At 71.3% G+C, this 7,547-nt stretch carries 6 protein-coding genes and 2 pseudogenes; 2 read left to right on the top strand and 6 right to left on the bottom strand.

Features of this window, described 5'->3' with window-relative positions; translation table 11 throughout:
- From OZN99_RS21025 to OZN99_RS21000, 6 genes and pseudogenes are all read right to left on the bottom strand, one after another.
- On the bottom strand, positions 1 to 431 hold a 431-nt coding region (locus tag OZN99_RS21025; RefSeq protein WP_270937212.1), incomplete at its 3' end, for a potassium-transporting ATPase subunit C.
- Positions 432 to 433: 2 nt separating this feature from the next.
- The gene (kdpB, locus tag OZN99_RS21020; protein ID WP_456299892.1) at positions 434 to 2,497 is read right to left on the bottom strand and encodes a potassium-transporting ATPase subunit KdpB; all 2,064 of its coding nucleotides are present in this window, start codon (positions 2,495 to 2,497) and stop codon (positions 434 to 436) included.
- Positions 2,498 to 2,514: 17 nt separating this feature from the next.
- Positions 2,515 to 4,212 (bottom strand): potassium-transporting ATPase subunit KdpA, encoded by a 1,698-nt coding sequence (kdpA, locus tag OZN99_RS21015; protein WP_270937210.1) that lies wholly within the window; start codon positions 4,210 to 4,212, stop codon positions 2,515 to 2,517.
- Positions 4,213 to 4,216: 4 nt separating this feature from the next.
- Entirely contained in the window at positions 4,217 to 4,312 is a 96-nt protein-coding gene (gene kdpF / locus OZN99_RS21010) for a K(+)-transporting ATPase subunit F (RefSeq protein WP_270937209.1), read from the bottom strand.
- Positions 4,313 to 4,551: 239 nt separating this feature from the next.
- Positions 4,552 to 5,236, bottom strand: a pseudogene (locus OZN99_RS21005) (integrase core domain-containing protein); the annotation flags it as partial.
- A 156-nt stretch (positions 5,237 to 5,392) separates the two neighbouring features.
- Positions 5,393 to 6,418, bottom strand: coding sequence for a helix-turn-helix domain-containing protein (locus OZN99_RS21000; protein ID WP_270937208.1), 1,026 nt, complete (start codon positions 6,416 to 6,418; stop codon positions 5,393 to 5,395).
- A gap of 265 nt (positions 6,419 to 6,683) precedes the next feature.
- Between OZN99_RS21000 and OZN99_RS20995 the strand changes: the two genes are divergently transcribed.
- Positions 6,684 to 7,280 (top strand): hypothetical protein, encoded by a 597-nt coding sequence (locus OZN99_RS20995; RefSeq protein ID WP_270937207.1) that lies wholly within the window; start codon positions 6,684 to 6,686, stop codon positions 7,278 to 7,280.
- Between the two features lie 25 nt (positions 7,281 to 7,305).
- Positions 7,306 to 7,547, top strand: a pseudogene (locus tag OZN99_RS20990) (hypothetical protein); the annotation flags it as partial.

Here is a 7,547-nt window from a genome sequence, read left to right as displayed (position 1 = left end):
GCGGCAGTCTCCGGGCTGATGTGCGGGTCGAGGCCGGAGCCGGAGGCGGTGGCGGCATCGGCCGGCACCGGGCCGCCGCCGAGCGGTGCGACGCGCTCCCGCACCGCCTCGAGCAGCGCGGCCGAGGTGGGGCCGAGCTGGGATGCGGCGCCAGACGCGGCATTGTACGGCGCTGCGCGCGTGCCGCCCTCGTTCTCCGGATCGGGTTCCACGGTCGCGGAGGGACGCGGGTGGACGTAGCGGTCCGAGGTGAAGTTCTGTCCGAGCAGAGCCGAACCGATCACCCTGCCGTCTCGCTCGACCAGGCTGCCGCCGGCCTGGGTCGGGAAGACCACGCCGGCAAGGCCGGTAAAGGCCAGCGGCACGGCGAGGCCGAGCAGCAGCGTGAACAGCACGACCACGGCGATGGCGGGGCGGAGGATGGCGGTCATGGTCAGACGAGCCCCAGGAGGCTGATGATCACGTCGATGATCTTGATGCCGACGAAAGGCGCTGCGATGCCGCCGAGCCCGTAGATCAGCAGGTTGCGCCGCAGCAGCGCCGCGGCGCCGACCGGCACGTAGCGCACGCCACGCAGCGCCAGCGGCACGAGTGCGACGATGATCAGCGCGTTGAAGATCACCGCCGAGAGGATCGCGCTCTCGGGCGTGGCGAGGCCCATCACGTTCAGCGCGCCGAGCTCCGGATAGGAGGCCACGAAGATCGCCGGCAGGATGGCAAAGTACTTCGCGACGTCGTTGGCGATGGAGAAGGTGGTCAGCGCGCCGCGGGTGATCAGCAACTGCTTTCCGATCTCCACCACTTCGATGAGCTTGGTGGGGTCGCTGTCGAGGTCCACCATGTTGCCGGCTTCGCGCGCTGCCTGGGTGCCTGTCTGCATGGCAAGTCCGACATCCGCCTGTGCGAGCGCCGGCGCGTCGTTGGTGCCGTCGCCGGCCATGGCGACCAGCCGGCCCTCGGCCTGGGCCTTGCGGATGTAGGCGAGCTTGTCCTCGGGCGTCGCCTCCGCGATGAAGTCGTCCACCCCGGCCTCGGCGGCGATGGCGGCGGCGGTCAGGCGGTTGTCGCCGGTGACCATCACCGTGCGGATGCCCATCCTGCGCAGCGCGTCGAAGCGGGCGCGCATGCCGGTCTTGACGATGTCCTTCAGCTCGATGGCGCCGAGGAGCTGCCCGTTCCGGGCGACGGCCAGCGGTGTGCCGCCGGCGCGCGCGATCCGGTCCACCGCCGCCCGCATCTCCGCAGGCGCCTCGCCACCGAGGGAGCGCAGCAGCGCGTCCACGGCGCCCTTGCGGTAGCTGCCGGAGGGCAGGTCGAGGCCGGAGATGCGGGTCTGCGCGGTGAAGGGGATGACGCGCGCGTCCTCCGGCAGCGCCGGCGCGTCGATGCCGAAGCGCTCCCGCGCGAAGGCGAGGATGGAGCGGCCCTCTGGCGTCTCGTCGGCGAGAGAGGACAGCACCGCTGCCTCCGCCACGTCTCGCTCAGTCACGCCCGGAACAGGCATGAAGCCCGCGGCCTGGCGGTTGCCGAGCGTGATGGTGCCGGTCTTGTCGAGCAGCAGCACGTCCACGTCGCCGGCGGCCTCCACCGCGCGGCCGGATGTCGCCAGGACGTTGAAGCGCACCAGGCGATCCATGCCGGCAATGCCGATGGCCGAGAGCAGGCCGCCGATCGTCGTCGGGATCAGCGTCACCAGCAGCGCCGCCAGCACCGCAACGGAGGGCGGCTGGCCGTTCCAACTCGCCAGCCCGACAAGGCTCGCCACCGCGATCAGGAAGATGATCGTCATGCCGGCCAGCAGGATGTCGAGCGCGATCTCGTTCGGCGTCTTCTGCCGCGCAGCACCCTCCACCAGGCCGATCATACGATCGAGGAAGGTCGAGCCCGGCGCCGCCGTGATGCGCACCACGATCCAGTCGGAGACGACCAGCGTGCCGCCGGTGACGGCGCTGCGGTCGCCGCCGCTCTCGCGGATGACGGGCGCCGACTCGCCCGTCACGGCAGCCTCGTTGACGCTGGCGATGCCCTCCGCCACTTCGCCATCGGAGGGGATGAGGTCGCCGGCCTCGACCAGCACGAGGTCGCCGACGCGCAGTTCCGTCGCGGCGCGCGGCTGCCACAGCGCGCGATCGTCGCTGCGCAGCAGCAGCTTGGCCTGCGTCTCGGTGCGGGCACGGCGCAGGCTGTCGGCCTGGGCGCGGCCGCGGCCCTCCGCAACGGCTTCCGCGAAAGTCGCGAACAGCACGGTCAGCCAGAGCCAGAGCGCGATGCTGGCCTGGAAGGCCCAGGGCTGCCCGAGCGCCAGGGCGCGGATGGCCAGGATCGTCACCAGGATCGCGACGACCTCGGTGACGAAGATGACGGGGTTGCGCACCAGCCGGCGCGGATCGAGCTTCGTGAAGGCGTCCAGCGCGGCGCGGCGCAGGATCGGGCCGGAAAGAAGCGCGCCGCCACGCGCGGCGCGCCGCGCCTCACCGGCCGGAAACGCAGGTCTCATGTCCATGATGCCGGACCTCAGAAGGTCTTGCCGGCGGCGAGCACGAAATGCTCGGCGACGGGCCCGAGGGCGAGGGCGGGCATGAATTGCAGCCCGCCGAGGATCAGGATCACGCCGGCCAGGAGCCCGGCGAAGAGCGGTCCATGCGTCGGGAAGGTGCCGGACGACGCCGCGAGCTTCGGCTTGGCGGCAATCGAACCCGCGATCGCCATCATCGGCACGATGTACGCGTAGCGGCCGAGCGCCATGGCGATGCCGAGCGTCGTGTTCATCCAGGGCGTGTCGGCCGTCAGCCCGCCGAAGGCCGAGCCGTTGTTCCCCGTCGCCGAGGCGTAGGCGTAGAGGATCTCGGTCAGGCCATGCGGCCCCTGCTCCTGGATGGACGAAGCCGCCATCGGCAGCACCACCGCGACCGCGGTGAAGCCGAGGATGACCGCCGGCAGCACCAGCACCGCCAGCATCGCGAGTTTGATCTCGCGGGCCTGCACCTTCTTGCCGAGGTATTCCGGCGTGCGGCCGACCATCAGCCCGGCGACGAAGACCGCGAGCAGCACGAGGACGAGCATGCCGTAGAGGCCGGAGCCGACGCCGCCCGGCAGCAACTCGCCGAGCTGGATCAGGAACAGCGGCACCAGCCCGCCGAGCGGCGTGAAGCTGTCGAACATCGCGTTCACCGCGCCGTTGGAGGCACCGGTCGTCGTCGCGGTGAACAGCGCGACGAGCGCCTGGCCGAACCGGACCTCCTTGCCCTCCATGTTGCCGAGCACGGGATCCACGCCGGCGGCGATGTGCAGCGGGTTGCCGGCCGCCTCGGCGGCATAGACGATCCAGGTGCCGGCCACGACGAAGGCGAGCATCACGCCGAGCAGCGCCCGGCCCTGGCGGGGATCGCCGACGATGTGCCCGAAGGCGAGCGCGAGGGCGAAGGGGATCACCTGGTGCGACCAGATCTGCAGCGCGGTCGCCAGGGCGGACGGTCCTTCGAAGGGATGCGCCGAGTTCACGCCGAAGAAGCCGCCGCCATTGGTGCCGAGATGCTTGATCGCGATCTGGAAGGCGACGGGGCCAAGCGGGATGGTCTGGGTCGCGCCCTCCAGCGTCGTCGCCTCGACATAGGGTGCCAGTGTCTGCGGCATCCCCATCGCGACGAAGGCCAGGCCCACGACGAGCGCCAGCGGCAGCAGCAGGTAGAGGATGATCCGCACGACGTCGGCCCAGAAGTTCCCGAGCGCCTTCAGCCCGCCGCCGGCGAAGGCCCGGCAGAGCGCGAAGGCCAGCGCGATGCCGGTGGCGGCGGAGAGGAAGTTCTGCACCGAGAGCCCGGCCATCTGGCTGAGGTAGCTCATGGCCGATTCGCCGCTATAGGCCTGCCAGTTGGTGTTGGTGACGAAGCTGATCGCCGTGTTGAAGGCGAGCCAGGGCGGGACGCCGTCGAAGCCCTGCGGGTTGAGGGGCAGTACGCCCTGCAGCCGCAGCAGCGCGTAGAGCGCCAGGAAGCCGGTCAGGTTCGTCGCCAGCATCGCCAGCGTGTAGGCCTTCCAGTCCATCCCGCGGGCGGGATCGATGCCACCCACCGCGTAGATCGCGCGCTCGACCGGGGCGAGGAAGGTGACGTGCCCCGTCGCGACGGCGGCGATGTAGCGGGCAAGCGGGATGGCGGCCGCCACGATGGCTCCGAGGACGAGCGCGATCTGCGCCCAGCCGATCAGCGTCATGGGATCAGAGATCCTCGGGCCGCAGCAGCGCCCACAGCAGGTAGAGGAGGAGGCCGGCGGTCACGGCGCCGCCGAGGATGAGTTCGGCCACGGCGGTCACACCCGCTCGCAGCCGGCCACATACGCGGCCATCAGGCCGAAGAGGCCGACGCCGAGCGCCAGCAGGAGAAGATCAAGCATCGGGGCTTCCGTCCGAAGGATCGGACAGGGCGTAGGCCCGGCGCGCGTAAAGGCTCCATGCGAGATCGGAACGCGCCGTATAAAGAGCCCATAAACAGCGGGATGTACCCGAGCGGACCGACGCCAGCACGGCCATGCCACCCCAGACCCGACGGCTGCGATGTTTGGTCCCGGCATTTGGTGGTGCGGGTTGGCGGCGAACCTGTGAGGCTCTCCGGCCAATGAGCGGCAGATGAACTCGTAGGGGGTGAGCCCCTTCAGGGTCTTGAGGCGCCTGGCGTAGTTGTAGGCATCGAGGAGGATCCCGAGGTGGCGGCGCAGTTCGTCGTGCCTGGCGTCGTGGTAGCGCCGTACGGTGGCGTCCTTGAGCGTCCGGTTCATCCGCTCGACTTGGCCGTTGGTCCAGGGATGGTGGGGCTTGGTGAGGCGGTGGTCGATGCGGCTCTGGGCACAGGCGAGTTTGAAGCCATGGGCGCGGAAGATCTCGCCGCGGTCGATGGCCTCGCGGATGAGCGGCGCTGCTGAGGCCTCGTTGCCGGGCGTGTGGGATGATGGGCTGCAGGGCATGAAGGCAGTCGTCGAGCGGCAAGCGGGTAGGGCGGCGGAAGGCGGCGATGATTGCCTCCTGGTGGGCCGATCGGGTCCTGGAGCGGGGCTCGGTCGGCCCGGTCCGGCGATCGATGACATCGCTGCGCGCCCGCCACTTGGCTATGGTTCTCGGGTTGACGCCGTGGCGGCGGGCCAGCGCCCTCAGGCTCTATTGAAGATGCTGGATCGCGCGACGGACCGCCTCTGTCGTGCGGGCGCAGCCGTGGAGAATCCCGGCCGTAGCGCATCCCTCCATGCCGGGGAGAAGACTGCACCGTCAAAGCCCGCGACCAAACATCCCTGGTGCCAGATCCGCGAAAGCGGAATCGCTGAAGCGGTGAATCGGTTGCGCAGGCAAGAGGTACCGTGTGATCCACGAAGGTGCATCACGCTGTAGCCGGCGGGGCGGGCGCTACAGCCGGCGCAGCAGGTCCGCCAGGTCGCGTGGCGCGGGGCCCGCGATTCCGGCGCGCAGCGACGGCGCACGCCCCGCCAGCGCTGCGGCGCGGAACTCCCGCGGCGAGCAGCCGAATTCCCGCCGGAAGATGCGGCTGAAGGTGGAGTGGTCGAAGAAGCCGACATCCTCCGCGATGGCTGAGATCTCCGGCCCGCCGCCCGGGGCGGCCAGCGCGCGGCAGGCGGCGCGCAGGCGCTCCGCCTGGATGTAGCGCGCCACGCCCCCCAGCGGCTCGAACAGCCGGTAGAGTTGCGACCGCGAAACGCCGACCAGGCGGCACAGCCGCTCCGGCCGCAGCGTGGCGGAACGCAGCTGCTGCCGGATGATGGCCTTGATGCGCGCGAGCTGCACGCGCTCCACCTGCGCCTGGGCGGCCGCCATCGCCTCGGGCGAGGGAATGACGGAGGCGGCGACCATGGCGCGCGTGGCCTCGGCCAGGCGCGGCAGCTCCGCCTCCTCGACGCCGGGCAGCTCCGCCGCGAGTTGCACGAGATAGGCGGCCAGCACGCGGCCCATCGAGAAGTCGAGCGGACGGTGGCGGGAGGCGTCGAGCGCCGGGCCGATGGCGGGGAAGGCGTCCCGCGGGAGGTAGAGGCAGGTCCACTCCGTGTCGCCGCGCTCGGATTCGAACACCTCGTCGAAGGACATGATGCTGGCCGCGCCGGCCGGCACCGAGACGCAGTCTTCGCCGATGCGGAAGCGCCGGTCGCCGCGGGTCGAGACGCTGATCATCCAGTGGTCGAGCGAGTCCCGGCGGATATGCGCCGCCGTCCGCGACAGGCGAGAGGCCGGGGCGCGGATGGTGCCGAGGGCGAAGGGCCCGAAGGCCCAGACCTGCCGATCCGCGGGAAAGCCGGAAGCGGGATCCCCGAGCGGCGCGACGTTCAGCGTTCGCGCGCAGGATGCGTGCCATGCCTCAAACTGATGCGCGGCCGGCAGGTCCCGCGTGGTGAAGGCCAGCTGCTGCCCGATGCGACTCATGCCGCCGGCCACGCGAGAACCGGCCCCGGGCAGGCCGGCACGGTCGGATGCATGACTCCCCTCCCGCACGGTTCGTGCCGGGATCGGAGCATGGCCTGGGCGGGGGCGCCAGCGTCCAGTACGGTCTTGCTGCGCTGCACCGGATTGGGACGCTGCGCCATCTCCTGGGATTCCCGGCATGGCCGCGCGCTGCGCGTTCGGCGCTATCAAGGCGGGGCCGGGCGCGAGCGCCGCGCATGCCAGGGAACCTGTGTCCGAACCTCCGATGCTGCAGCCGCCGCAACGCCGCGACGCGACCCGCAACGGCCGGAATGGCGGGGCGGGTGCGCAGGCGATCGAGCTGCGGCTGAACACCGCGGCGCAGCTCTTCCACACGCTGGACCCCTCGCCCTTCCGCGACGGCGACCTGGATGCGGTGGCGGAGCAGTATATCGTCGGCTGGGCGCGCGAGCTGCCCGCGGGCGCATCCATCGCGATCGTGGTGCACCTGCCGGAGCGGGAGGCGTCGCGGCCGGGCGCGGCCACGCTGCCGGATTCGATCCGGCACTTCTTCGGCGTCCGCGCGCAGGCGGAGGCGGACGAGTTGCGGGAGCTGTTTCGCTTCGGCCGCAAGGCGCTGGCGATCGGACTCGCCATCCTGGCGACCTGCCTGCTGCTGGCGGTGCAGGTCTCGGACGGTCTTGGCGAGCGTACGGCGTCGCGCGTGGTGCAGGAGAGCCTGGTGATCCTCGGCTGGGTCGCGATCTGGCGTCCGGCGGAGATATTCCTGTACGACTGGCTGCCGCTGGCGCGGCGGCGCGACCTGTTCCGCCGGCTGGCCCGCGCCGAGGTGGCGGTGCGCGCCACGCCGGCCGCGGCATGATCCACATGGTGAGGAGACGAGACCGATGAGCGTGGCATTCTCGGCTGAGCGCGGCCTGCTGGCGGCAGACGAGGTCGGGCAGATCGAGCGCAGCCACTACCCGCTGCTGGAGGAGACTCCGCGCGACGAGCTGGTGGAGCTGGCGCGGTGGCTGCGGGCGCGCCATGGCCGCGCGCGCGACCTGCTGCGTGACCGCCGGCGCGCGCGCCGCGGCAAGGAGTCCGTCCGCCCGGCGCCAGGTGCGGAGGAGGCGGACCGCGGCCTGGC

Source organism: Falsiroseomonas oryzae, assembly GCF_027856955.1.
GTDB classification, from domain to species: Bacteria; Pseudomonadota; Alphaproteobacteria; order Acetobacterales; family Acetobacteraceae; genus Falsiroseomonas; species Falsiroseomonas oryzae.
This window is presented reverse-complemented; position numbering and strand designations above follow the sequence as displayed.

What these genes read in the sequence shown, in the direction of transcription:
- OZN99_RS21000 (WP_270937208.1), bottom strand. Translation starts at nt 6,418, where the DNA reads ATGAGTCGCATCGGGCAGCAGCTGGCCTTCACCACGCGGGACCTGCCG.
- OZN99_RS20995 (WP_270937207.1), top strand. Translation starts at nt 6,684, where the DNA reads ATGCTGCAGCCGCCGCAACGCCGCGACGCGACCCGCAACGGCCGGAAT.
- kdpB (WP_456299892.1), bottom strand. Translation starts at nt 2,497, where the DNA reads ATGAGACCTGCGTTTCCGGCCGGTGAGGCGCGGCGCGCCGCGCGTGGC.
- kdpA (WP_270937210.1), bottom strand. Translation starts at nt 4,212, where the DNA reads ATGACGCTGATCGGCTGGGCGCAGATCGCGCTCGTCCTCGGAGCCATC.